Genomic DNA, 24,847 nt, shown 5'->3' on the forward strand with positions numbered 1-24,847 from the left:
AGGTTTACTCTTTGGGTATTTGTCCTGTTTCATCCAAAATCCCTTCCATTTTTAGGTGGGTTATTACCGGTTCCTTGGCCATCCGAACCAAGGTAATATGATCAAAGGAAAGGGAATCCGCGGGATTTTGGCTCCCTCCTGTGGTTCCCAATATGGTGTAATTACGACCATTCCGTTTCCTATGGGAGAACGAATGAAAATGTCCATTGATCACTGTGTAGGGGTGGTTGGCCAGAGCCTCCTCCAAAGCACCTAGGCCTTTATCATCTTCGCGCATCCATAGGGGTTTGTGCATCAAAACAAAAGTCCATCTAACGTTAGGATATCTTTGTAGGACATTTTTAAAATAACCGAGCTGGTCCGAGCTCATCCCCCCGACCCTACGTTCTTGCATGTGGAAATATTCCGTATCCTCAAACTTACCTTCCACCAGGCCATCCAGTACTTTTATGGCTTCGGCACGCGCTTCATATATTTCTTGCATCCGCTCTTCTTCATAATCTTCAGAATCCAACATCAAAAACAACACATTTTCATACACAAAATGATAGTAGCGGGGTCCCATGCGATTTTTCCAAAATTTGCGCATGGTAGGGTTGGTCAAGTCGTGGTTGCCGCCCAAATAAAAGAAGGGCATGTTCAATTTGGCGGTGCGTTCATCAAAAGAATCCCATTCCTTGGTCAGTTGTTCAACATCCTCGGTACCGCCGTCAATAAGGTCTCCTACACTTAGCACAAAAGTGGGCTCTAAACGGTTGAGCTGGGCCACCGCGGTACTATAGACACCTTCCCGTTCGCCCCCGTTGAGGTCCGAGATGATTCCAAAAGTGAAGTCTTCCTCTTCAAGTTCAAATACGTCACTGGTCCAGGGGGTGGGGCCTTCGGTAATATCATGCTCAAACTGGGGTTTTGGAGCTGTCTCGGGATTGGTTTTACAGCCAATAACAAATTGCATCGCAAGGACATAGAGAAGATATTTTTTCATGGTCACCTTAATTATGGGTAGGAATAATAAACCTAGCCAATTCAGTTTGGAAACACAACCTAAAAAAGAGGTTTTGTTAGCCAAAGGGACAAGTATTTGGCTTTAAATTATACCTTTATAAAACACAGTCAACCTTATTATTATGAAAAATCGAATATTCCTTGTCTTAGTTGCTTTCATTCTTTGTTTCCAAAACACCTCTGCCCAAGAAGAGGTATACGAATTCCGAACCTACGAGTTGGAATTTTTTAAATCTGCGGATGTGCTACACAACTATTTTAAGGATGCCCTTATTCCTGCTTTAAACCGACAAGGAATCAACAATGTGGGTGCTTTTGAAGAAGCTGGGGATGCTTTGCCCAAGAAGATCTATTTGTTGGTGGCCTATGCCAACATCCAGGCGTTTCAGGATAGTCAGGATGCCTTGGCCCAAGATGGACAATATAAGAAAGATGCCCATGATTATTTGGTGGCCGGAGCCACCGTACCCTATAAACAAATTTCCACCAGCCTTATCCGATCCTCCACAGGCTTTCCCAATTTGGTAAAACCCGATGATGCGTCCAACCTATTTGAGTTGCGGATTTATACGAGCGCCAATGAGGACGACCTGCGCCGGAAGGTAAAGATGTTCAATGATGCCGAGTTTCCGATTTTTGCAGATGCGGGACTGCCCATGGTGTTTTTTGGGGTGAATATGGCGGGGGGACAAATACCTTGTTTGACCTATATGCTGGCCTTAAAGGATAAGGAAGCCCATGCTGAGGGCTGGTCCAAGTTTCTTGCCCATCCGGAATGGCAGCGAATCATAAAAATGGAGGAATATGCCAATTCCATGAACAATATCCTCCGAGTGTTTCTAAAGCCACTACCATATTCCCAGCTTTAGACTAAAGAGGGTTATGAAATAAAAAAGCCCAGATAAATCTGGGCTTTTTGCGTTTAAGGCGAAGTCTGTTTATTCCTCCTTTTCATATTTTTCTTGATACTCCCCAAGACCTTCATCAATGGTCAAGGTTAGTATATTTTCTTCGATGACATAGCCTACTTCCCGTGTTTCTTCCTCATTGTAGACCAATTCCAAAACCCCATCGCGTGCATAAGACCACTGCCCAGTTTGGTCTCCGGTATCCACACATTCATCGCCTTCAATATAGTGATAGGCAAAATCAAAAGTGTCGTCCTCATTAAACCGGATAAAATCATTGTTGTCGCAGCCATTTGGATCTTGTTGTCCCTCATCGTCTATATAAGCTATAAAATACCAGGTTCCAATAAGGGAAGCATTTGGATCGGGATCTTCCTGGTTTTCAGCATCCGTGGAACACGACATAAAAAGTATACAGCAGGCCAGAAAATAACGCAAGATAAGTTTCATAAGGTTGGGGTTAAAGGTTGATGCATTTAAAAACGCTTGGACAATTTTGATATTGTGTTAGAGGAGAGGGCGGGTGTGCCAGATTAAAGTCCGCACGGGCGGTCTATACAATTGTTAAACCCATCCGGACAAATGGTTTCTACACAATCTTCTTCCTTGGAGCAAGAAGCTATGACTATAAGGAGGAGAGCAAAAAGAAATTTTACGGCTTTATTCATGGTTGAGGGCTGGCTTAAAGGGGATAAATATAATATATACCATCAAACCACAAACAAGATTGTCTTTGCTTTTAGTCGAAAGGCAACAGGTCGGGTTCCAAATACTTTTTCTTGGCTTGTTCGGAGTTAAAAATGTCCATGGCATAATGTGCTCCGATCAATTCCTTAAAACAGGTCTTGAGTTGGGGAAACTCCAACATAAAACCTGGAAAATTCTCCGAACTGGATTTACCCATGAAATGGCTGACCATCTTTACCGAAGCCACCGTTAAGGTGGTGTTGTATTTGTCCACTGCTCCAAGATGTTCCACATATCTACTAAGCTGGGTACAAACATTTCCAATGGCGGTTTCGAGACCATATTTTTTTATCTGGATCCATGCCAACCGCAGGTGGGCTTCATGATTAAATTGGGAGGGAGGTACTTCACAGTTCCCAAAGGCTATTTCAAATGCATTGTCCGATAACTCCGTATTCATATATTGTATTTTGTAATTAGAATACAAAACAAGGGACAACGCCGATCTTTCCCGTTTACATTTGTTGAGAAAACTGTTTTCGGGCTCTGCTTAATTGTGTAGGGGTAATGCCCAGATAGTTGGCAATGTAGTAATGCGGGATTCGATTTAACAATCCAGGATAATCTTTCAGGAAGCGTTTGTATTTTTCCAGGGAGGTCAAGTTTAAAAGTGACACCAAGCGCGACTGTAACTGATGGTTCAGTTTCTGAAACTCCCGGGTAATGATTTCTGTAATTTCCCTGTCCTTGTTCACGTAGGACATCACCTCAACATAATTTGCAATGGAGATTTGGCAATCCTCCATGGCCTGTATGGACATGGTCATTTGGGTGTTGGGCAGAAAACTTCCTACCACCATATCGCCCTCCTGATAAAAATGGGTGGTAATCTCATCCCCTTCGCTATCATATACAAATCCCCGTAGTACACCCTTTTCAACCTTGCCAATTTTTACGCATAACTTCCCATGCTTCAAGAAATATGCTTCTTTTTTTAGGAACTCGGTGCTATGTAGGGAATCGCTTAAATTCATCTTTGAACCGATATTGGCGGTTCATAAAATTAGAAAAGATACCCCAAACGGACACCTCCGTAAACATTGCGACCATTGCCCGGATAAAAATAACGCGGCGGCGCACCTCCAAAACTAGAGGCGTTGATCAATACACTTTGGGCATAGTTGGTATCAAAAAGATTGTTGACCCCTGCATTTAATCCCAAGGAAATATGGTTAGACAGACTGGTCTGATATCCGAGTTTTGCATGCAGAACGTTGAAGGATTCACTCTTTAGTGAGTTGTTGTCCCGCAATGGAATCTCATCTACAAATTGATGGGTCAGATTCAGTTGCAGACCATTAGCATGCTGTAGATCTAAGCCAGAGCTGATGCGATGTTTGGGCACCCCGGTCAATGGATTTCCCGAATAATCGTTATCCTCATCCACAAAATCCACAAAACTATGATCGTTAAGGGTATAGCTTATGTAGGGAGAGAGTTGTAGGCCTTCACAAAGTGGCAGTACATATTTAGCATCCAGTTCCAAACCTTGATGGCGGGTTTCCCCTGCATTCCTTCCAATAAACTGATCTTCACCAGTTCGTTGCGCCACCAACAGATTGTTGATGTTCATTCGGTATAGTGCAAAGTTGAAATAGAGTTTGGGCTTTAAAAAAGTGAGCTTGCCGCCAAGTTCGTAGTTCATTCCAGTTTCCTGGGCAATATCGGGATTGATTACCCCATCAGGTGTCAAAGTTTCTTCCAAACTGGGATTTGAAAATCCTCGACTCACATTGGCATATAGCCACCCTTTTTTTAATTGGTATTTCAACCCTAAACTGGGTAACAAAATGGCATCAAAATCCCTTTCGGCAGAAGTGTTGGCAGCTCCCGTATTGAACAAATCCCTGAAATCGTAATTCGTACTGTTGAGGTTCAGGCCAGCTTGGGCATACAAAGCATTGGACAGAGGAAGGGTAAAGGTTCCGAACAGGTTCAATTGATCTCGGAATTCCCTGTTACGGCTTAAACGGTCTCCTTGTAGACTTCCATTCCCATTGTTATCCCCAAACAGGTTTTGAAAAGTACCCCAATGGTATTCGTCCTTATACAGTTCAAGACCAAAGCTATATTCGCCCTTTAACAAGCTACCTCCTTGAAACTGGCTTCGCAATCCAAAACCATTGGTGAATTCGTCCAGAATATTAAAGGGTCGCGGTTCGTAATGATCCAAATAGGTGTAAAAAATACTGGTGGTGTTCTTAAAGTTTTCGGTAAACTCTTGCGTATACGAAAGACCTATTAAAGAATATTTGTTGGCCTCAAAACCTTGTGCGGCCAACCAGTTTCCAGCAGCGCGGGTAGGGTCTTCATCAAAATCACTTTGGTTGATGGAACTTGGTATCTGGGCCGTATAGTCAATATAGTTTACCAAAATGCCCAAACTGCTTTTGGTGCTGAGATTTATCTCTGATGCCAACAAAAATCCATCCCGTTCAAAGTTGTTGTTCTGCCGATACCCATCTGTTTTAAAATGATTATAGCTAAAACTAAGATTCAACTTTTCTTCTGCATGCTTAAATGTGAGATTGTCCTTGACCATGCTGTACGATCCCACGGTGAAACTATTGGTCAATCGGGTTTCATTTTCAAAAGCCGATTTGGTATCCAACAAAATGGCTCCACCCAAATTGGATCCGAATGAGGTTCCCTTTGGCCCTTTGATGACCTCCATGGAACCTAAATTTTCAAAGTCGAAAGCTTCAATGGTGGAAGAACCAGTGCCGTTGGTCACAGGAATGCCGTTAAAATATAAGCGAAGCTTATCTGTGCCGAACAAGGTGCGGGCGCCTACTCCGCGAATGGTAATTCGATTGGTGTTTAAAGCTCCTGATAGGATATAAACCCCGGAAACCTGGTTAATGGCCGACGCAATATCGATAGGATTGAATTTCTCAAAAGTGGAAGGCCCCAAGGTGGATGATGCCGTTATGCCAACGGCTCGTTTGGCAACCACATCTTCCAGTAGTATGATTTCATCCAATTGAGTAATGGAATCCTGTGGTGTCTGTTGGGAACTGGCGGTAATTGCCATAAGACCGAGGAGGAGCGAAGGAATTTTTTTCATGAATAGGCTGAGTTGAAATAGCGATTGATGATTTTATTTTTTTAGGGTGATGGTCTTTCCTTTTTTGGCACTTTTTCGGGCGGCATCCAAGATTTCCATGACAACCAAGTTGTTTTCTATGGAATACAAATTATGGGGCAGCAGCTTGATTTTATTTCGTACTACCGCTTCAAGCAATGCAAACGGGTCATTGTATGGGGCCGGCCGTTCTTCCAAAATAAGGGTCTCTTCATTATACCCATCATAGCCTTCTGCCATGCGGATGCGAAGGGTGTTTCGGTTATCGGCATAGATGGCTCCTGTTAGTCCGTAAACTTCCATATCCTTGCGTCCCATGGGCCAATTCCAAGAAGGTTCCAAAATGGCTTGGGCATCGTCATAGGTCAGGATGATGGTAGCATCGTCGTCCACTTTGGGATTGTTTTCAGGTTGCAGCTGTTGGGTAACTGCGGTTACGGTATTGGGCCGTTCCCCGTCCCGAAGCCAAGTCATAAGGTTGGCTCCATAACAACCGAAATCCATGATGGCACCACCGCCATTTTCCACAGGATCAAACAACCAATCCAGAAATTCTTGATTGATGCCCAATTTGGCTGGACCCCTGTGGCCATCACGAACGATGACTTTTCTTAAATCGCCCACCTTTCCCTGTTTCAGCAGTTCTTTGGCCTTATGGTTGGTAGGATACCAGGTAGTTTCATAATTGGTGAGAAGTTGGATGTTGTGTTTTTGGGCTAAAGCCGCCATTTTTTTAGCATGGTCCAAGCTCACAGCCATGGGTTTCTCCACCATCACATGAATGCCTTTGGGCGCACAGACCTGTACCACCTCCAAATGATTATAGATAGTTCCGAAGGCAGTTACAGCCTCTGGTTTTGTGGCAGCGATCATCTCTTCCAGCGTATCATAAACCAAATCCATGGAATAGCCATATTGGTCCGCATACCGTTGGGCGAGGTCCTTGTTGGGTTCTACCATACCCACTAATTGGATATCACCTTTGTCTTCCCTTCCCAAAATCCAGTGTACATGGGTATGCGTGAGACCTGCTACCCCAACCCTTAAGGGTTGTTTTTGGGCAAACGAGGAGGAAAAAGACAATAAAATGGAAAAGACAAAAACAAGTGTAGTACGGAGCATGGGTTGTATTGAGCTTTGATCTTATAAAAATAAGAAGGAATTAGCCAAGTTCCTGTAACAAACTTTGGGTATCCTGTATGCTGGCGAACTCGTCTTTGAGGTTGGCTAAAGCAATTTTATGGGCTAAATCAGCACTGTATTTTTCCCCATCAACACCTATTTTATTGAAAGCAGCGGTGGCATCGGAAATCAAGGTGGTATTGAACCCCAAATTGGCAGCCATTCTGGTTGAGGTGGATACACAATGTTCGGTGGTAAGTCCAACAATAACCAAATCCGAAATTTTCTGAGCTTTGAGCTTGGATTCCAAGTCCGTGCCAATAAAGGCACTGTTTACCGATTTTTGGAAAATGGGTTCACCTTGTCTTGGTTGGACCAAGGGATGAAAATCGTTGCCAGCTTTGCTGGGATGCAGTGGAGATTCAAGATTGATGGAGCAATGCTGTACGTGGAAAACTGGAAGCCCCTTGGTTCTAAAAGCTTCCAAAATTTTGCCACAGTTGGCTTCCGCTTCGGGATTGTTGCGTTCCCCACCATAAAAATCGAGTTCTTGGAGACCTTTTTGAATGTCTATCAGAAGTAAGGCTGTCATTGGATAGGATTAAGCCTTAAAATTACGGCTTAAAACCTAAACCCAACAGACAAGGCTCCACGAAACATAAATGTGTCTTGGAAGACTTCGGGATTTACATTTCTACCAACGCCACCATAGATTTCCAAGGTGAAATTATCGCTGGGAGTAACCCATTTATTTCCCAATCCCAACCCAAGTGCAACAGTACTGAATTTGTCGTTTCTTAACCGTATGTCTTCCTCAAGATTCTCTTCGTCCCAAGTATAGTAGAGTCCAAAAGCTTCCACAAAAAGGCCAGTTCTGGGTTGATACCCAAAATAGGCTCTAAGATTGGGACCGATTCCAAAATCGCCATTGTAATCTGTAGCATCATTATTAAAATAAACGGTTCCCCCAAAGCTGGTGTCTTCGGTAAAGTAATATTCATAAGAACCTTCCACCGATCCAGTCGCCAGAAATAGGCCGGCGTTGAACTTCAATTCGTGGTTGTTGTCATATCTAGGGTACGCCTGTGCGTTCATTGCCAATCCAGTGAGCAAAACGCTAAAAATCAAGAGCTTTTTCATGATTAAAAATTTGATTTCATTATGGATAATCAATTAGTGTTCCAAAATTGAAGCAAGCTTTTAAGGCTGTACTGATTCTGTTTTTCAGTGCGAAGCACTTTGGTTATTTTTAGGGAAAATTTTTTCAATGAAGATTGCTTCCTACAATGTCAACGGTATCAGAGCCGCGTTAAACAAAGGATTTATTGATTGGTTACAGGCGGTGGATCCCGATGTGATTTGCCTTCAGGAAACCAAGGCCATGAAAGAACAGGTGGATGTTTCCTTGTTCGAAGCCGCGGGATACCAGCACAACTACTGGTTCAGTGCCCAAAAAAAGGGGTATAGCGGAGTGGCATTGCTTTGCAAGGAAGAACCGGACCATGTGGAGTACGGTACTGGAATTGACTATATGGATTTTGAAGGGCGGAACCTAAGGGCAGACTTTGGTGATATTTCTGTGATGAGCATGTACTTGCCATCAGGTACTAACATGGACCGCTTGGAGTTTAAATTGACCTATATGGCCGATTTCCAAAAATATGCGGATCAACTTAGAAAGGAGCGACCCAATCTCATTGTTTGTGGGGATTATAACATTTGCCATGAGGCAATAGACATTCACGACCCGGTCAGAAATAAAAACGTTTCAGGGTTTTTACCTGTAGAGCGGGAATGGATCGGGAATTTCATGAAAAGTGGATTTATTGACAGTTTCCGGCATTTCAACAAGGAACCACATAACTATACCTGGTGGAGCTACCGAGCCAATGCCCGGGCCAACAACAAAGGTTGGCGATTGGACTATGGCATGGTCAATGAATCCTTAAAGGACAGGCTTAAACGTTCCGTGATTCTTTCTGACGCCAAGCATAGTGACCACTGTCCGATTCTTCTTGAGGTTGAAAAATAACATTTCCGTTAAAAAGCCAAAATTCCTATTGCTTATTTTTGCCAATTGTAATTTGATGGCCCAATGAAATATACTAGAATACCACATACCAATATTAGAGTAAGTAAAATCTGTTTGGGAACCATGACCTGGGGGAGGCAGAACACCGAATCAGAAGGACATGAACAGATGGATTACGCCCTTGATCAAGGTGTGAATTTCTTTGATACGGCCGAGCTTTATCCCATTCCTCCCAAAAAGGAGATCTATGCCGTAACCGAAGAGATTATCGGGAGTTGGTTCAAGAAAACTGGGAATAGGGACAAGGTGGTTCTAGCATCAAAGATTGCAGGAAGAGCTGATTTTACCAAATACATACGGACTACGGGCTTTAGCAAGGATTCCATCATTAGTGCGGTCAACGGAAGCTTGCAACGGCTACAAACGGATTACATAGATTTGTATCAATTGCATTGGCCAGAACGGAACACCAATTATTTCGGCCAGCGTGGATTTAATTCCCAGATCATGGATCCTTGGGAAGATAACATCCACCAAATATTGGAAACACTTAGGGATTTGATCAAAGAGGGGAAAATAAGGCATGTGGGTCTTTCCAATGAAACCCCTTGGGGAACCATGCGCTATTTAGAGGAGAGCAAGGTACACCAAGATTTGCCCAGAATGCTCACCATCCAAAACCCGTATAGCTTGCTTAACCGACTTTTTGAAGTAGGATTATCCGAAGTTGCCACCCGTGAGAGCATGGGTCTCTTGGCATATTCGCCCATGGCCTTTGGCGTGTTGAGTGGAAAATACTTGGATGAAATCAAACCTAGAAAAGGAAGATTGACCTTGTTCCCACATTATGACCGCTATAGTAGTGAAAATGCTACCAAGGCAACACAGCAGTACCAGCAATTGGCCCAAGACCATGGTCTAAGTTTGGCTCAAATGTCCTTGGCATTTGTGAATACAAGGCCATTTTTAACTAGCAACATCATTGGAGCAACCACGATGGAACAGTTAAAGGAGAACATCGCAAGTATTGATGTTGACCTTTCTGATGAGGTTTTGGACGGGATTGAGGCCATTCATAATGCCATACCCAACCCCGCTCCCTAAACTTATTTAAGGGTGTAGGCGCGGTATTCATCTCCCGAAGGAGTGCCCATTTTACCGCCTCCACAGGCAATGACCACATATTGTTTACCATCAACAGCATAGGTTGCCGGGGTAGCATAGCCCCCAGCTGGGAGGCTATCCTCCCATAATTGCTGGCCGGTTTCCATATGGAAGGCTCGAATTTTTTCATCCTTGGTCGCTGCAACGAATAAAACCCCTCCGGCCGTGATTACAGGACCACCATAGTTTTCTGTTCCTGAAACTGGAACGTTTGGGTCGTTCAACAGTTCTTCATGTCCAAGTGGGATGGTCCATAGATATTCCCCCGAATTTAAGTCGATGGCATTAAGTGTACCCCATGGTGGTTTGACCACGGGAAATCCCCGATCATCCTTAAATCGGCCAAAACCTGCCACGGCATATGGAACTTTTACGGAAGTTTCTTCAATCCTATGGTCTGTTTCCTCCGTAATTCCAGAGATAAAATTGGATATCGCTCTAATTTCATTATCATTTAAATTGGGCATTCCGGGCATGGCGCCTCGTCCACTTTTGATCACGGTTGCTATGGAATCCACAGAAAGGCGGTCCTTTACTGTCTGTAATTCTGGAATCCCTGCCAACCCTTGGAACTCTCCCCCATGACAACGGGCACAATGGATCTGGGCAAGGGATTGCCCTGGATTGCTTTCTTCGCCGTCTTTGCCTCCCACTTCCCGCATGCGCACAATCCAGGCCATTTCGTTGGAATTCACATACATAATGCCACTTCGCGGATCTAGAGCTGCGCCCCCCCATTCGGCTCCGCCATCAGCACCAGGATACAACATAGTTCCAATGGTATCTATGGGAATAAACTGTCCTTTGGAAGTTATCCCTTTGAATTTTTCCAAGACCGTTGGAGGGTCAATGTTTTGATCTTTGTCCACAAAGTCATCTACAAAAGCTGGTCTGTTTGGATCATAAAGATCTGTTTCGTTCAATATTTGCCGTGCAAAGGGCTTGGGTTTGGTCGGCAGGGGCTGGGTTGCATAGGACTCTTCACCTACCAAAGGAGATGAAGGATATGATTTTTCCTCAATCGGAAATAAGGGCTCCCCGGTAATACGGTTAAAGACAAATACGTGTCCGCTTTTGGTTACTTGAGCCACAGCAGGAATGGTCTCTCCATCCCTTTCCATCTCAAAAAGGTTGGGTGGTGCGGGTAAATCCCGATCCCATATATCGTGATGAACCATTTGAAAATGCCATTTGCGTTCCCCAGTGTTGGCATCCAAAGCCAATAGGGAATTGGCAAACAAATTAGCGCCTGCCCTATCTCCTCCATACCAATCAAAGGCGGCAGATCCTGTGGGAATATAGACCATGCCTCTATCTTGATCCAATGCCATTCCGGGCCAACTATTTGCCCCGCCCACTGTTTTGTATGCTTCTTTGGGCCAGGTTTCATAACCCATTTCACCGGGTTGAGGAATGGTGTGGAATGTCCATTCAATGGCTCCGGTTAACACGTTGTATGCCCTGATATGTCCAGGTGAGGAACCAGGCCCCTCTCCAACACGGGTTCCTTGGATAAGCAAGTTTTTATGAATAATTCCCGGGGTATTTGCAACTACGGACAGTTGTTGGGGGTCTCTTCCCAAACCATCCCTTAAATCAATACTACCATCATTCCCAAAGGAACTAATGGGTTTTCCATCCAAAATGTTGATTGCAAAAAGGTTGGATCCCGATGAGAAAAAAATACGGCTGGGATCCTCTCCCTGCGACTCCCAAAAACTCAATCCACGATTAACCCCCAAACCTGAATCCTTTGATTCCGGTGGCTCAAAACTCCATATTTCCTCCCCTGTTGCCGCATTAAGGGCAAACAGCTCCAAAGCTGCGTTTACGCCATAGAGCACCTTATCTATGATCATTGGATTGGTTTGGATTTGAGTGGTTCTTCCTTCTTCCAAGCCCCCACTTTTATACCACCATGCCAATTGCAAACCAGCTACGTTGGAAGTATCTATTTGTTGTAGTGTTGAATAGTGGGTCTGTTCGGGATCACCTAAGTAATGCTGCCAAGTGGTATGATATGTCTTTACTGGATTTTCTTTTTCCTTGGCGCAGGAGAAAATGATCAAACACATCAAGGGGATTAGGGTCTTTGCGGATTTCATATATATGTTTTCTTAAATATAAAATATAAGACCTTGAAAACCAGAATTGAGCTGCGAAAATATTTTGGTGGTTAAAACAAGGAGTGAACTACGTCCTCAATTTTTGAAACCAATTGAATTTGAATTGCCGTGCTCTTTAACCCAATCTTATTGTTTTTGGAAACGTAGATTTTGTTGAAACCCAATTTTTCGGCTTCAAGGATACGTTGATCAACGCGTTGCACAGGTCTAATCTCCCCGGCTAGACCAACTTCTGCAGCAAAACAAACTCCCTTTTCAATGGAAATATCAGAATTGCTGGACAAAATTGCCGCTACCACAGCCAAATCAATGGCGGGGTCATCCACAGAGATTCCGCCTGTTATGTTCAGGAATACATCCTTGGCTCCCAACTTAAACCCAGCCCGTTTTTCCAAAACGGCCAAAAGCATGTTCAGTCTTTTGGCATTGAATCCGGTACCCGAACGTTGCGGGGTTCCATATACAGCGGTACTGACCAAGGCTTGGATTTCTATCAGAAGAGGTCGCATACCTTCCACGGTTGCCGCTATTGCGGTTCCGCTTAAATCTTCCTCGTTTTTGGAAATAAGAACTTCCGAGGGGTTGTTCACTTCCCTTAGGCCACTACCTTGCATTTCATAAATGCCCAGTTCAGCCGTAGAGCCAAATCGGTTTTTCAAAGAGCGGAGGATACGGTACACATAGTTGCGATCTCCTTCAAACTGCAATACGGTGTCTACCATATGCTCCAAGATTTTGGGCCCGGCAATGGTACCATCTTTGGTAATATGCCCCACCAAAATGACTGGGGTATTACTTTCCTTGGCAAACTTGATCAGCTCTGCCGTACACTCCCTTATTTGCGAAATGCTTCCCGCAGCCGATTCAATATAATCTGTATGTAGGGTTTGTATGGAATCAATCACCAACAGATCGGGCTCCAAGGCACTTATCTGTTGAAAGATATTTTGGGTTTTGGTCTCTGTGAGAATATAACAGTTTTCACTGTTGGGATGAATACGGTCTGCCCGCATCTTGATCTGCTTTTGGCTTTCTTCTCCCGATACGTATAGGGTTTTGTAGTTGAGCTTTAAAGCAATTTGAAGTAGCAAGGTACTTTTTCCTATCCCGGGTTCGCCACCTAAAAGAATCAGGGAACCTGGGACAATGCCCCCTCCCAATACTCGGTTAAACTCCTGGTCTTTGGAATCCAACCGCAATTCTTTTTTGTTGGTAATTTCGGCAATTTTTAAAGGACGGGATACTTTTTTGGAGGTGCCACTATCAGTTTTCCAGCTTCTTTTTTCCTCTTTTTGAACTACTTCTTCCACAATGGTATTCCACTGTTTGCAAGACGAACATTGCCCTACCCATTTGGGGTATTGGGCACCACAGTTTTGACAAAAGAAGGCAGTTTTGGTTTTGGCCATTTGTTGTTAAAGAAGAACCCAAAGATATGGAATATGATGTATGGATTTTTAGATGGTCGGATTATGGGATTTCCAGGATTCATTTTTCGAAAAATCCATCTGTCCAATAATCTAACTTTCCAAGAGATTAATATCCAAAATCCGCCTTAAGGGCGTCAATTTTATCCAAGGCCATGTCTTTGGTGAGAAAGTCGATTTCTTCCATTTGGAAGGCTTTTTCAAAGGTTTTGAAGGCTTTCTTGGGTTCACCAAGCTCCTCGTAGTATTCCCCTTCAAAGTAAAAGCCCATCATGGTGTCCGGATACTGTTTTTTGCAGATTTCGGACAGGGGTTTCAAGGATTCAAAATCGTCTTTTTTAAGACAGGCTGCATAGATGGCCATAATGTCATTGAGCTCCACGGGTTTTCTGAAACCGAGCAGATTTTCAATCATGTTGTACCGATCTTCAAGGTATTTAAATACAGGCTCATCCGAAGTAAGAATTTCAGTTTTGTATTCTTTGGGGCTTATTGGCCTAAATATCTTGAACACATTGTCAAAAGCTTTGCTTATGCCATAAGCGGCTATGGATACATGATCGGCATTGTTATATTCATCAAAAAAGTAATGCAAGCTTTCCTTATCTATGGATTTGATGGCATTGTTCATTTGAAGAATACGCTGTCTGTCCTCTGTTTTTTCCTTTTCCAGAACCACATTATAAAAAATCTGTTGGTTTAGGTCAGATAATCTTGAAGGGACACGACTTTCCATTTCCGTGGCCAAAACAGGGGAAATGGACAGATAGGAGTTGAATAGTGAACGGTCCTTGAACAAAAAGTAATTGCCAAAGTTGGCGGTTATATCGTAGCCCACAAACATTTTAAAAGGGGCAATATTGTAACTGGTTTCTAAATAGGGAATAAGTTCCGTGCCCAAAAACTCATAAAATTTGGCGCCTTTTTCTGTAGGGAGGCCAGTGGTCTGTTCAAAATCACAATCTTCCCATCTGATGTCGCCCTCGGCTTGATGAACCCCAACAATAATTGTCTCTGGCATTCTTTGATGCTCACTATAGAATTTGGCATTGGCCACAACCAAATCAAACAGGTATTCTGCATCAAGGACCACGATCAGAGGATATTTTTGGTCTTCTGAATAATTCTCCGGAAAATAATAGGAAACATCCCTACGCTCCTGAAGTTTGAAGGATTCAAAGATTTCTTTTTGTACTTGGGCGCCAAGCTCAAGGCACAATAGGCCAGTTAAAACCAATAGCCATTTTTTCATTGGATAGGATTTGATGGTAGGGGTTTACCGATTTCTATTCCATAACGGCAACACAATAAAGGATATTGTGCCAAAAACCACCACCATTAAGGTCTGTGCGGTCCACATGATCCATCCATAGGCATCGCCGGAAGTTTTGCTTATACCATATACGGATAAAGCAGCTGTTACCATAATGGGGAAAAGACCCAAACCTCCATTGGTGGTTGCCATGGCAAAGGCACCGGCCACAAAGGCCACCAAAAAGGCACCAAGGGGTAGATCAGTGGTTTCGGGGACTGTAAATTTTATCACCCAGAACATGGCAATATAACAGGCCCATATCAGGAAGGTGTGGAAAACAAAAGCGCCCCTACGCTTCATTTTAAAGATGCTGAGCACACCATCCAAAAGACCAGTTAGAAAAGTCTTTATTTTGACCGCCAGCTTGGAAGAAGACTTTTTTATAAGCCTAATGGAAATTAGAAGGCCAACAACTCCCACCAAGAGCAGTGTCAAAGACCCAGCAAGTCCAATGCCATTTTCCTCGAGGATGCCCAGAATTACATCGGTTTGCACTAGCAACGCGATGGTAATGATAAGCAGTAACATGATCAGGTCAATAATTCTTTCCGTAACAATGGTGCCAAAGCCTTTTTCAAAAGGAACATTTTCATAGGTGTTCAACGCTGTGGCCCTTAAAAACTCACCTGAGCGCAAGACCAAGGTATTGGCAAAATAGCTGGTAAGGATAATGAGGACATTATTGACCAACTTGGGGCGATATCCCATGGGATCTAAAAGATAGTTCCAACGGATTGCTCTGGAGACATGGCTCAAAATTCCAATGGCAACCGACAACACCACCCAAATAGGGTCGGCATTTTTAATGGCCTCCAAAATTTTTGTTCGATCCTCCGGGGTTGTGGAAGCGTAGGAATAAAATACCAGTCCCAAACCGATAAGGATCGGAACGGCAATTTTCAGGAATTTTTTGAGGGAGTCGCTCAAAACTAGTTTAGCATATTGGTTTCCTCGTTGGGGAAGACCAATGCAGGATTAAAGGATTTGGCTTCCTCTATACCCATCCATGCATAAGTGATCAAAATAAGTACGTCGCCAACTGCAACCTTGCGTGCGGCGGCACCGTTAAGGGTAAGCTCCCCGGAACCTCTTGGTCCTGGAATGGCATAGGTTTCCAATCGCTCACCGTTATTGTTGTTCACGATTTGTACCTTTTCTCCCCGGATTATATTTGCAGCATCCATGAGGTCTTCGTCAATGGTTATACTCCCAATATAATTGAGATCGGCACCAGTGACCTTTACTCTATGGATCTTTGATTTTACTACTTCAACTTGCATGGCGCAAAATTAATTATTTCAATCTTAGATTGTCTATCAATCGGACTCCATCAGCATAAACGGCAATGAAAGCCCTATATTTTTGGTTTGCCTGTTTTTTGTTCATTGGGGTTAAGGTGTCTTCATCCGTGATTTCAAAATACTCCAACTCCAATGTTTGGTTTTCGGCAAATTGGGTATTTACCCAATCCTTAATTCCTTTAGCACTTTCCGTGCCAAATTTAGCCTTGGCAGCTTTTAAGGTTTTGTAAATAAATCCAGCTTCGTGCCTAGTCGAAGGAGAGAGTCGTTCATTACGTGAACTCATAGCCAGACCATGGGCTTCCCTTTCAATGGGGCAACCTATTATATTATAAGGTAGTTGCTTGGCTTCCACCATTTTCTTAACGATTTGGAGTTGCTGAAAATCTTTCTCTCCAAAATATGCCCTATCTGGGGATACGGTCTTTAAAAACAATTCCACAATGGTTCCAACACCGTCAAAATGTCCTGCTCTAAAGGCCCCTTCCATGACCTTATCCAGTCCGTCAAAATCGTAGGATTTGGAGACTACTTGATCCCCATAGATTTCGGATGCTGTTGGAGTAAACACCGCAATGTTTGGGTCAACACTTTGGAGAAGCGCTAAATCTTTTTCAAGATTTCTAGGATATTTCTCCAAATCTTCTTTTTGATCAAATTGGGTTGGGTTTACGAATACGCTTACAACCACCACATCGGTTTCCAGGATGGCCTTTTTTACCAAAGACAAATGGCCTTGGTGCAACGCTCCCATGGTAGGTACCAAGCCAATGGTACGATTTTTGTTCCTTTCATTTTGCAGGAAGGATTGTAAATCCTTCTTGCGGTCAAATACGTGCATAGCGCAAATCAAAAGCGTGCAAAAATACTATAAATACTGCTAATCAGCATAATTTTTGTACTTTTGCGCCTACGTTTTTCGGATAAGCAAAAGAAAGTGTTTATGAATGGTAAAAAGATATTGTTTGTATCTTCTGAATTAGTGCCCTACCTCCCAGAGAATCAAGTTTCCTTAATGTCGTACGAAGCGCCCAGAATGGTGAACAGTAATGGGGGTCAGATTCGCATATTCATGCCCAGATACGGGAATATCAATGAGCGGAGACATCAGCTTCACGAGGTAATCCGTTTGTCAGGGATGAACTTGGTAATCAATGATATGGATATGCCTTTGATTATTAAGGTAGCATCTATTCCAAGAGAGAGAATCCAGGTATACTTTATTGACAATGATGAGTATTTTAAAAGAAAAGCAACCTTTGCCGATGCGGAGGGGAATCTTTTTTCTGACAATGATGAGCGTGCCATTTTCTTTGCCAAAGGTGTGGTTGAAACCGTAAAAAAGCTGAATTGGTCTCCGGATATTATTCATGTTCACGGTTGGATGGCTTCCTTGCTTCCCTTGTATTTGAGGGAATACTATTCTGATGAACCCTTGTTTGCGGACAGTAAGATTGTTACCTCTGTGTATGATAGGGGTTATGAAGGAGAGTTGGATGGAAAAATGATCAACAAAATTGCTTTTGACGGGATCAAGGAGGAGCAGATAGCTTCGCTTACAGCACCTGACTATAATAATTTGTTAAAAGTTGCAGTGGATTATTCCGATGCGGTTATTTTAGCCTCGGAGGAGATTTCAGAGGACTTGAAAAGCCATATTGCAAATCTTTCCAAACCAGTACTGCCCTATGTTTCTCTCCAAGAGGCAGAAGAGGCGTACACAAATTTCTATAAGACAGAAGTTTTAAAATAAATTGCATGAAATTTTCTAGGATTATATGGGTTTCAGCCTGGGTTGGAGCTTTATTTCTAATCATTACATCCTGTGAGGAGGAATTGGGGACCATAGGTGAGGGTGTAGTTGCAGGAGAACCGTTTACCACAGGGAAGGCAGAGTATGAAGTTTTTGCTTTTAATAAGGGAGTGGAAGCCGTTCAGACCAACAAACTACCCCTGTATCAGTTGGGAACCTTGAATGATGGTGTATATGGAAAAAGAAATGCCAGTATAGCTTCACAACTTTGGTTGCCAAATGGCGGGCAAGGAAATCCAATCTTTGGGGAATTATCTCAGGAGACGGAGGACAATGCGGACAATGACGATAATGACAATACCATTCAAGAAAACGAGACGGTAAAAGAGGTCTTTTTGTACATACCATTCCAATTGCCTCCAACTACGCTGAGGGACAATGATGGCGATGGCGTGGAAGATGAGTTTGATAACGATTCAAGCGACCCTAATTCCGACGAGGATGGGGATGGGGTTTCAGATAATGAGGAACGCATCATTGGGTCTGACCCTTTTGATCCCGATGAGGATGGAACAGGAGAGGATTTCATTGCCAATACTTTTGCAAAACGTTTCGATTTGGATAGTATTTTTGGGGATAGGACCCAAGCCTTCAATCTTAAGGTTTCTTCTTTCACATACTACCTAAGGGACTTGGATCCGAATACCAATTTTGAGGAGGCTCAAGAGTATTTTTCCAATCAGGATTTTTCAGCATTTGTGGATCAAGAGCTTTTTAGTGGAGAGGTCATTGTAAATAACGAAGAAGAGCTGGAGTGGTTTGAGGACGATCCTGAAACAAGTGACGTGGATGAATCGCTTCAAGTAGAAAATAGAATTGCGCCTGGAATTCGTGTTCCCTTGAACAACGCTTTTTTCCAAGAAATTTTGGACAAGGAAGGGGATGCCGAATTGATCAGTCAAGCCAATTTTTCTGACTATATCCGAGGCATACATTTGGCAGGTTCCTCAGATAGCGAGGAGCTTATGTTCTTGTTGGATTTGACACAAGCCAATATTACCATCACCTACGATTTTCAAGACTATAATTCCACCGAGGAAGAGGTGGAAACGGTGGAACGTGATTTTGTCCTGAACCTTCTGGTCAACAATAATGGAACGATTTTGGGGAATGCTGTCAATATTTTGCAAGATGATATTTTGCCTGCGGATATTGCCAATGCCCTTGATAATGGTGAAAATGCTTCCAAAATATACGTCCGTGGCGGTACTGGAACCTTTACGGAAATAAGATTGTTTGAAGAAACTATAAATGGCGGTGGGGATTTGATTAATCAAATCAAGCAGAATAATTGGATTATAAATGAGGCCAATCTTGTCTTTTATGTAGACCGTGCTACCTTGGATGCGTCAATGGGGATTTCCGATGAGCCATCCAGGTTATACCTTTATAATGCTGAAACCAATCAGCCTATTTATGATGCCACAATTGAGACCAGCAACACCAATGAACCACTAGGGCTTTTCTTGGATTTTGATGGCATCCTTCAAAGGGAAAATAATCAGGGGACCCAGTACAAGTTTAGGATTACGAATCACATCAATGATATTGTGGTCAGGGATTCTACCAATGCCAGATTGGCGCTAACCGTGACTTCCAATATCGGAATTGCCGCAGTTTTGGAAGCCATGGGCTCGGTTGAAGAAATTATTGACGTACCTGTCATGTCCAACATTAATCCATTGGGAACTGTATTGTTTGGCAGCAACGTAGATGCCGCCGATGAGGACAAAAAACTCAAGTTGGAAATTTATTATACGGAGGCCAACTAGGCATACCATTCATAGACTTTTTTCGTTTTATGACTTACAGGCGTCAAAATTTCCCTTTTTGGGACTAAATTTGGCAACAAAGTCATTCATCAAATAGCTTAAAACTCAATCATATGTGCGGAATTGTAGGATATATTGGTCATAGGGATGCGTATCCTATTATTATTAAAGGTCTGCAACGTTTGGAATATCGGGGCTATGATAGTGCCGGAATAGTACTATTTGATGGGGTGGACACCCATTTGTCCAAAACCAAGGGAAAGGTAGAGGATTTAAAAAAGAAAAGCGAGGCCACCATCACCACCGATGGCAAATTGGGTTTGGGCCATACCCGATGGGCTACCCATGGTGTACCCAATGATGTCAATTCACATCCGCATTATTCCAATAGCGGGGATTTGGTTATAATCCACAACGGAATCATTGAGAACTACGAATCCATTAAAAAAGCACTTACAGGGCGCGGTTATACCTTTGAATCGGATACGGATACTGAGGTTCTGGTCAACTTGATAGAGGAGGTTAAGAAAAAAGAGGGAGTAAAGCTGGGTCAAGCTGTTCAGATTGCCCTGAATCAAGTGGTAGGGGCTTACGCCATTGCGGTGTTTGACAAAAACAAGCCAGATGAAATTGTGGTGGCAAAACTGGGAAGTCCCTTGGCCATCGGAATTGGTGAGAACGAATATTTTATTGCTTCCGACGCATCACCCTTTATAGAATTCACGAACAATGCTGTTTACCTGGAGGATGAGGAAATGGCCATTGTGAGAATTGGAAAGGAAATCAAATTGCGCAAGATCAAGGATGATGCCATAGCCTATCCCAATATTCTTGAGCTTCAAATGAACCTTGAGGAAATAGAGAAAGGCGGGTATGAACATTTCATGCTCAAGGAGATCTATGAGCAACCACGTGCTATTTTAGACACCTATAGAGGTCGCCTACTGGCCGATCAAGGTATTGTTAGGATGGCGGGAATTGACCAGAACCTGGAGAAATTCCTTAACGCCAACAGAATTATTATTGTGGCCTGTGGTACCTCATGGCATGCCGGATTGGTCGCCGAATATATTTTTGAGGACATGGCACGTATTCCAGTTGAAGTGGAATATGCTTCCGAGTTTAGATATCGAAATCCTGTCATCACGGAAAACGATGTACTGATAGCCATTTCCCAATCTGGGGAAACCGCAGATACTTTGGCCGCAATTAAATTGGCTAAAGAAAAAGGAGCATTTGTGTTTGGGGTCTGTAATGTTGTGGGTTCCTCCATTGCAAGAGAGACCCATGCTGGAGCCTATACCCATGCCGGTCCGGAAATTGGAGTGGCTTCGACCAAGGCGTTTACCACCCAGATAACCGTGCTGACCCTGATTGCTTTGAAACTCGCGCACGAAAAGGGTATTTTCTCTGAATCCAAGTACCATGAGATATTGACCGAGCTGGAAAGCATTCCATCCAAAGTGGAAAAGACTTTGGAGTCCAATGCACTGGTCGAGGAGATTTCAGAAATATATAAGGACTCGTCCAACTGCCTTTATTTGGGAAGGGGCTATAACTTCCCTGTAGCGCTGGAAGGAGCATTAAAATTAAAGGAGATCAGCTATATCCATGCCGAAGGTTATCCAGCGGCCGAAATGAAACATGGACCCATAGCCTTGATCGATGAGCAAATGCCTGTTGTGGTCATCGCCACCAAAAAAGGTCATTACGAAAAAGTGGTGAGCAATATCCAAGAAATCAAATCCAGAAAGGGTAGGATTATTGCCATTGTAACCGAAGGAGATGAGCAGGTGAGGGAGTTGGCAGATCATGTCATCGAAGTACCTGAGGCTACTGAATGTCTAACACCTTTATTGACCACAATACCGCTTCAATTGCTTTCGTACCACATTGCCGTGATGAGGGATTGCAACGTAGATCAACCTCGGAATTTGGCCAAATCGGTTACCGTGGAGTGACCTTCAGAATTCGATAATACTTTAAAAAGCTTTCGATTTTCACAGTTTTTTTGTTAAAATGGTAGATAAAGCACACTTTTTTTAGCAATAAAGTACTATGCATGCATAATTTTTTTTGATTTTGACGAAATCAAATGAAAAAAAATGTATCTTCCGCCTGCAATGCTTAACATACTTTTAAAACTATTTTAACTCAAATTAAAAACTGATGAGAAGACTAGTCATTCTTTCCCTCATGCTGTTTGGTTGCCTATCTTATGCCCAAACAACAGTTCAGGGAACGGTAGTTGATGAAAATAATGAACCCATTCCCGGGACCAATGTTGTCCTGGTTGGAAAAGCAGAAGGAACCACTACGGATTTTGATGGAAATTTCACCTTCAACACTTCAGAACAGCCCCCGTTTCAACTTCAGTTTACGGCGATAGGCTTTGCCACTAATACGACGGAGGTAACCTCAAACAATCAAACACTTTCAATAGTGTTGGCAGAGGCCTCCACTTTTTTGGATGAAATTGTAATCTCTGCTTCCCGAACCCCGGAAAGAATCTTTGAATCTCCAGTATCTGTGGAACGGTTTGGTCTCAAGGAAATCAAAAACACAACCGCAGAGTCATTTTATGGAGGACTTCAAAATTTAAAGGGAGTAGACATAAACACCAACAGTTTAACCTTCCAATCCATTAACACCAGAGGTTTTGCCACTTTTGCCAACAACCGTTTTTTACAGTTGGTGGACGGCATGGACAATACTGCACCAGGACTGAATTTTGTACTAGGTAACCTAGTGGGGATGTCAGAATTGGATGTACAGAGCGTGGAAATCCTTCCAGGAGCATCCTCTGCACTTTATGGTGCTGGCGCCTTTAATGGAATTTTGTTCATGAGAAGTAAAAACCCTTTTGATTTTCAAGGAATCAGTGCCTATGGAAAAACGGGAATTACTTCCCAAGAAGCTGCTGGGGACAATAATTATTATGATTTTGGTGTAAGGGCTGCCCATGCATTTAGTGATAAACTGGCGGTTAAGGCAAACATTTCCATTTTAAAAGGTGAAGATTGGCATGCCAACAGCATTTTGGACCTGGCTAATCCTGGTGCCGATCGTTCCAATCCAGCATATGATGGATTGAACGTTTATGGGGATGAGGTTTCAACTACCTTGGATTTTGATGCCGCTGCTGGGCTACCCAGTGGAACTGTTGGAACGGCAACGATTTCAAGAACAGGATATGATGAAAGGGATTTGGCCGATTATAATGCGGAAAGTGTGAAGACCGATTTCGCCATTCACTATCGCCCGTTCGGAACGGATTTGGAGTTAATTTATAACGGACGGATTGGTCGAGGTACAACAATTTATCAAGGTTCGAACAGATATGCCGTTAGTGGGTTTTCCATGCAGCAGCATAAATTGGAACTTAAAAATGACAATTTCTTTATAAGAGGGTACCTAGTTTCTGAAAATTCTGGGGATGCCTATGACACGAGGTTTGCGGCAATCAACATCAATAGAAGATGGAAGGGAGATACCCAATGGTTTACAGAATATGCCGGGACTTATATTCCAGCTTACCTTGGTGGGATACAACAAGGAGGGCTTACACCAGAGCAAGCGTCAACTGCCGCACATGCCGCAGCTAGACAAGCGGCGGATACGGGAAGACTGATTCCAGGTACCCCCGCATTCCAAAGTGCCTTTAACACCGTTACCAATGATGGGGATTTAACCACCGGTGCCAAGTTTATAGATAACACCAAATTCCGTCATATTAACGGAAATTATAACATAGCACATTTAATAGATGATTGGGCGGACATTCAAATTGGCGGATCATTTAGGGAATATGAATTGAATTCAGGAGGAACAATCTTCACGGATTCCGATGGCCCTATTACCTATAATGAATATGGAGCTTACGTTCAGGTTCAAAAGAAATTCGCGGATGATCGCTTCAAATTTACTGGGTCAGCACGTTATGACAAGAACGAATTTTTTGATGGTTTTGTTTCTCCTCGGGTTGCATTGGCCTACACTGCTGGTGAAAACCGTAATCACAATATTAGGATTTCTGCGCAGCAAGGATTTAGAAACCCAACCACCCAGGATCTGTTTATTGGTTTGGATGCAGGTGCGGCCATATTGGTGGGTTCTGCTCCAGATAACTTAGATAGGGATGTAAGAACTTTTAATGTAAGTCAAAATGGTCAAGGCCTGATCGGTCAATCCACTGTGGATATTGTGGGAAGGGCAGCCTATGAGAATGCCTATTCCCTGAATTCTGTATTAAGCGGTGCTCCTGAAGCAGTGAATACATCTGTTATCAAACCAGAGGAGATTACGACTTTTGAGGCTGGTTATCGTGGACAGATTGGAAAATTCACTATTGATTTGAGTGGATACTACAACAGGTATAAGGATTTTATTGCCAACGTGACTGTATTGGTTCCGTACTATGGAACTGCGGGTGACGGTGGTCTTTCATTATTGGCCCTACAAAACGGTGATAGAAAACCATACCAGACGTATACCAATTCCACAGTGGATATCAATTCCTATGGAGGAACCGTTGGAGTGGACACCAAAATTTTTGGAGATTTTGATTTGGGGGTTAATTATACCTATACTGAACTTGATTTTGACAAGGCCAGGTTCCCGGATTTCAGAACCAACTTCAATACGCCCAAGCACAAGGTCAAGGCGTCTTTTGGAAATACGGAGCTTTTCAAAAACTTTGGATTCAATGTGAACTATAGGTGGAGTGATAGTTTCTTCTGGGAAGCTTCCTTCGCGGATGGGGATGTTCCTTCCTTTACCGTACTCGATGCGCAAATGAACTATACTGTGCCAAGTATCAAATCCGTGTTTAAGGTCGGAGGATCCAACCTTTTGGGAGATGAATACTTTACGGCGATAGGTACCGGAAACATAGGTTCTATTTACTATGTTTCTTGGACCATAAATCCATAACAATTGGCATTAAAAAAGTGAATAAGGGCACTGCTAAAAACAGTGCCCTTTTTGTTGCTAAAAAAAGCCGTTTTTAAGTTTTTCATTACAATGTAATA

At 43.1% G+C, this 24,847-nt stretch carries 21 protein-coding genes; 7 read left to right on the plus strand and 14 right to left on the minus strand.

Translation table 11 applies throughout. From position 1 onward, the window contains the following. Nucleotides 1-4 precede the first annotated feature (4 nt). A complete protein-coding gene (locus ACRHOZ_RS09550) occupies nt 5-985 on the minus strand; it encodes a metallophosphoesterase family protein (protein ID WP_431125058.1) in 981 nt (326 codons plus the stop codon). Nucleotides 986-1,127: 142 nt separating this feature from the next. Between ACRHOZ_RS09550 and ACRHOZ_RS09555 the strand changes: the two genes are divergently transcribed. After that, nucleotides 1,128-1,874, plus strand: coding sequence for an NIPSNAP family protein (locus ACRHOZ_RS09555; protein ID WP_431125060.1), 747 nt, complete (start codon nt 1,128-1,130; stop codon nt 1,872-1,874). Between the two features lie 69 nt (nt 1,875-1,943). On the opposite strand, the gene ACRHOZ_RS09560 is transcribed toward ACRHOZ_RS09555, so the two are convergent. From ACRHOZ_RS09560 to ACRHOZ_RS09590, 7 genes are all read right to left on the minus strand, one after another. Then, nucleotides 1,944-2,363 carry a lipocalin family protein gene (locus ACRHOZ_RS09560; protein WP_431125062.1) on the minus strand — a complete coding sequence of 140 codons (420 nt, stop codon included), beginning with the start codon at nt 2,361-2,363 and terminating at the stop codon, nt 1,944-1,946. Nucleotides 2,364-2,652: 289 nt separating this feature from the next. Continuing rightward, nucleotides 2,653-3,060, minus strand: a complete 408-nt coding sequence (locus ACRHOZ_RS09565) for a hypothetical protein (RefSeq protein ID WP_431125064.1) — start codon at nt 3,058-3,060, stop codon at nt 2,653-2,655. 55 nt (nt 3,061-3,115) lie between these two features. Next, on the minus strand, nt 3,116-3,634 hold the full coding sequence (locus ACRHOZ_RS09570; RefSeq protein ID WP_431125066.1) for a Crp/Fnr family transcriptional regulator: 519 nt from the start codon (nt 3,632-3,634) through the stop codon (nt 3,116-3,118). A gap of 29 nt (nt 3,635-3,663) precedes the next feature. Further along, the gene (locus tag ACRHOZ_RS09575; protein WP_431125068.1) at nt 3,664-5,727 is read right to left on the minus strand and encodes a TonB-dependent receptor family protein; all 2,064 of its coding nucleotides are present in this window, start codon (nt 5,725-5,727) and stop codon (nt 3,664-3,666) included. A gap of 33 nt (nt 5,728-5,760) precedes the next feature. Continuing rightward, nucleotides 5,761-6,867 (minus strand): Gfo/Idh/MocA family protein, encoded by a 1,107-nt coding sequence (locus tag ACRHOZ_RS09580; RefSeq protein ID WP_431125070.1) that lies wholly within the window; start codon nt 6,865-6,867, stop codon nt 5,761-5,763. A 40-nt stretch (nt 6,868-6,907) separates the two neighbouring features. Next, nucleotides 6,908-7,459, minus strand: a complete 552-nt coding sequence (locus tag ACRHOZ_RS09585; RefSeq protein ID WP_431125072.1) for a cysteine hydrolase family protein — start codon at nt 7,457-7,459, stop codon at nt 6,908-6,910. A 29-nt stretch (nt 7,460-7,488) separates the two neighbouring features. After that, the gene (locus tag ACRHOZ_RS09590; protein WP_431125074.1) at nt 7,489-8,007 is read right to left on the minus strand and encodes a hypothetical protein; all 519 of its coding nucleotides are present in this window, start codon (nt 8,005-8,007) and stop codon (nt 7,489-7,491) included. A 127-nt stretch (nt 8,008-8,134) separates the two neighbouring features. Here ACRHOZ_RS09590 and ACRHOZ_RS09595 point away from each other — a divergent pair, with 127 nt between their 5' ends. Both ACRHOZ_RS09595 and ACRHOZ_RS09600 read left to right on the plus strand, forming a co-directional pair. Then, complete coding sequence (locus ACRHOZ_RS09595; RefSeq protein WP_431125076.1) at nt 8,135-8,899, plus strand: exodeoxyribonuclease III; 765 nt, start codon at nt 8,135-8,137, stop codon at nt 8,897-8,899. Between the two features lie 63 nt (nt 8,900-8,962). After that, a complete protein-coding gene (locus tag ACRHOZ_RS09600; RefSeq protein ID WP_431125078.1) occupies nt 8,963-10,003 on the plus strand; it encodes an NADP(H)-dependent aldo-keto reductase in 1,041 nt (346 codons plus the stop codon). Nucleotides 10,004-10,005: 2 nt separating this feature from the next. Here the strand turns inward: ACRHOZ_RS09600 and ACRHOZ_RS09605 are convergent, their stop codons facing one another. The 6 genes from ACRHOZ_RS09605 to panC all read right to left on the minus strand — a co-directional run bounded on the left by ACRHOZ_RS09605 (nt 10,006) and on the right by panC (nt 17,073). Beyond that, on the minus strand, nt 10,006-12,168 hold the full coding sequence (locus ACRHOZ_RS09605) for a pyrroloquinoline quinone-dependent dehydrogenase (protein ID WP_431125080.1): 2,163 nt from the start codon (nt 12,166-12,168) through the stop codon (nt 10,006-10,008). Between the two features lie 71 nt (nt 12,169-12,239). After that, nucleotides 12,240-13,598 carry a DNA repair protein RadA gene (gene radA, locus ACRHOZ_RS09610; RefSeq protein ID WP_431125082.1) on the minus strand — a complete coding sequence of 453 codons (1,359 nt, stop codon included), beginning with the start codon at nt 13,596-13,598 and terminating at the stop codon, nt 12,240-12,242. A gap of 127 nt (nt 13,599-13,725) precedes the next feature. Further along, on the minus strand, nt 13,726-14,868 hold the full coding sequence (locus ACRHOZ_RS09615) for an alpha/beta hydrolase (protein WP_431125084.1): 1,143 nt from the start codon (nt 14,866-14,868) through the stop codon (nt 13,726-13,728). Between the two features lie 24 nt (nt 14,869-14,892). Further along, nucleotides 14,893-15,858: a lysylphosphatidylglycerol synthase transmembrane domain-containing protein gene (locus ACRHOZ_RS09620; RefSeq protein WP_431125086.1), complete on the minus strand. Its 966-nt coding sequence runs from the start codon at nt 15,856-15,858 to the stop codon at nt 14,893-14,895. A gap of 2 nt (nt 15,859-15,860) precedes the next feature. Further along, nucleotides 15,861-16,211, minus strand: a complete 351-nt coding sequence (gene panD / locus ACRHOZ_RS09625; RefSeq protein ID WP_420401146.1) for an aspartate 1-decarboxylase — start codon at nt 16,209-16,211, stop codon at nt 15,861-15,863. Nucleotides 16,212-16,224: 13 nt separating this feature from the next. After that, the gene (gene panC, locus ACRHOZ_RS09630; RefSeq protein WP_431125089.1) at nt 16,225-17,073 is read right to left on the minus strand and encodes a pantoate--beta-alanine ligase; all 849 of its coding nucleotides are present in this window, start codon (nt 17,071-17,073) and stop codon (nt 16,225-16,227) included. A gap of 102 nt (nt 17,074-17,175) precedes the next feature. On the opposite strand from panC, the gene ACRHOZ_RS09635 reads away from it, so the two are divergent. The 4 genes from ACRHOZ_RS09635 to ACRHOZ_RS09650 all read left to right on the plus strand — a co-directional run bounded on the left by ACRHOZ_RS09635 (nt 17,176) and on the right by ACRHOZ_RS09650 (nt 24,749). Beyond that, nucleotides 17,176-17,985 carry a glycogen/starch synthase gene (locus ACRHOZ_RS09635; protein ID WP_431125091.1) on the plus strand — a complete coding sequence of 270 codons (810 nt, stop codon included), beginning with the start codon at nt 17,176-17,178 and terminating at the stop codon, nt 17,983-17,985. 5 nt (nt 17,986-17,990) lie between these two features. After that, complete coding sequence (locus tag ACRHOZ_RS09640) at nt 17,991-19,817, plus strand: DUF4270 family protein (protein ID WP_431125093.1); 1,827 nt, start codon at nt 17,991-17,993, stop codon at nt 19,815-19,817. Nucleotides 19,818-19,930: 113 nt separating this feature from the next. Continuing rightward, complete coding sequence (gene glmS, locus ACRHOZ_RS09645; protein WP_431125095.1) at nt 19,931-21,778, plus strand: glutamine--fructose-6-phosphate transaminase (isomerizing); 1,848 nt, start codon at nt 19,931-19,933, stop codon at nt 21,776-21,778. Between the two features lie 208 nt (nt 21,779-21,986). Beyond that, entirely contained in the window at nt 21,987-24,749 is a 2,763-nt protein-coding gene (locus tag ACRHOZ_RS09650; protein ID WP_431125097.1) for a TonB-dependent receptor, read from the plus strand. The last annotated feature ends 98 nt before the right edge of the window (nt 24,750-24,847 follow it).

The organism is Flagellimonas flava (genome assembly GCF_050617915.1).
Classification (GTDB): domain Bacteria; phylum Bacteroidota; class Bacteroidia; order Flavobacteriales; family Flavobacteriaceae; genus Flagellimonas; species Flagellimonas flava_A.